This is a genomic window from Mesorhizobium sp. M0051 (genome assembly GCF_040323235.1).
Classification (GTDB): domain Bacteria; phylum Pseudomonadota; class Alphaproteobacteria; order Rhizobiales; family Rhizobiaceae; genus Mesorhizobium.
Genome location: NZ_JAMYUT010000085.1, coordinates 1 through 1663, shown reverse-complemented (window position 1 = coordinate 1663; position 1663 = coordinate 1). Strand labels below are relative to the sequence as shown.

Annotated in this window: 1 protein-coding gene; it reads left to right on the top strand. The window is 61.6% G+C overall.

The features are described 5' to 3' along the window. Positions 1-135 precede the first annotated feature (135 nt). Positions 136-1473, top strand: coding sequence for an ISNCY-like element ISMesp3 family transposase (locus tag NKJ90_RS33300; RefSeq protein WP_023760734.1), 1338 nt, complete (start codon positions 136-138; stop codon positions 1471-1473). Positions 1474-1663: the final 190 nt, after the last annotated feature.

The window sequence follows — 1663 nt, the reverse complement described above, 5'->3', positions numbered from 1 at the left end:
CTAGTTTCCGTCCACAAACGGCAAATAATTGATTTTGTTGAGTGAATCGTAGCTTTGCATGAGCAAGGCCCGGCGGTTTCAGGTATCTTGGCTCATGCCACTGAGTCCAAAACCCTGCCACCGCCGGAGCCGACAATGCGCCAAGAACGCACCGTCCAAGCCAGCATATTCGATGTTTTCGCCACGCACGAGATCGGCCACGAACTGAAGGCGATGTCGCAATGGCTGGACGAGCATTGCGATCTGCTTGGCCTGGTGGCCGGAGATCTGGTTCGGGTCGGCGTCAAAGCCACCGGACGGCAGGGCCTGCCGGCCGAAGCGGTGTTGCGCTGCGCGATCCTCAAGCAGTACCGGCAACTGAGCTACCAGGAGCTGGCGTTCCATCTCGAGGACTCCGCCTCGTTTCGCGCCTTTGCCCGCCTGCCATGGTCGTGGAGCCCACAGAAGTCGGTGCTGCAAAGGACGATCAGCGCGATCCTGCCCGAGACATGGGAATCGATCAATCGGACGCTGCTGTCGAGCGCTCAGCAGGCGAAGCTTGAAGACGGCGCGGTCGTGCGGCTGGACAGCACCGTGACTTCGGCACTCATGCACGAGCCGAGCGACAGCAGCCTGCTTTGGGATGCAGTGCGGGTCATGGTGCGCCTGCTGAAGCGGGCCGATACCTTGGTCGGCGGCGCCGGCTCATGGCGCGATCATTGCCGTGCAGCCAAGAAGCGCGCCCGCAAGATCCAGTTCACGCGCGGTCGACCGAATCGGGTCCAACTCTACCGCGAGCTGATCGCAATCACCTGCGCGACCTTGGCCTATCTGAAGCAGGCGAGCGAGCGATTGGCCATGGCGAGCACACCGGCCATCGCACTGTGGCAGCTCCAGGTCCATCACTATGAGCCGTTGGTCGAGCGCATCATCAGACAGAGCGAGCGACGGGTGTTGGCCGACGAGCCGGTGCCTGCCGGCGAGAAGTTGGTCAGCCTGTTCGAACCACATGCAGATATCATCGTCAAAGGCAGCCGCAATACCGAGTACGGCCACAAACTCAACCTGACCACTGGCAGGAGCGGCATGATCCTCGATCTGGTGATCGAAGCAGGCAATCCGGCCGACAGCGAGCGGCTGCTGCCGATGCTGGAGCGCCACATCGCCTTCTACGGCAAAGCGCCGCGGCAAGCGGCGGCCGATGGCGGCTTCGCCACTCGCGACAACCTGGCCACAGCGAAGGCGTGGGGCGTCTCCGACATGGCCTTCCACAAGAAGGCCGGGCTCAGGATCGAGGACATGGTCAGAAGCAAGTGGGTCTATCGCAAGCTACGCAACTTCCGCGCCGGCATCGAAGCCGGAATATCGTGCTTGAAGCGCGCTTACGGCTTGGCACGCTGTACCTGGCGTGGCCTCGATCACTTCAAGACCTACGTCTGGTCCTCGGCCGTGGCCTACAATCTCGTCCTGTTCACACGCCTCAAACCGAACTGACATCACAGTATCGCCGCTGCCGTCGTGCCGATCAGTGACCGGGCTCCGTGGTGCGCGCCGCGACCGGCCCATGATCCCCATTTGTCAACACCGGCGCTCTTGATCCCTGTCCATGCCGTTCAACGGCTTCACTGGACGAGGTTAAGTGCTTGCAAAAGCTGCAAAATAGGCGCGTTTATGGACGGAAACT

Excerpts from the sequence above, each read along its gene's own strand:
- NKJ90_RS33300 (WP_023760734.1), top strand. The coding sequence starts at position 136 with ATGCGCCAAGAACGCACCGTCCAAGCCAGCATATTCGATGTTTTCGCC.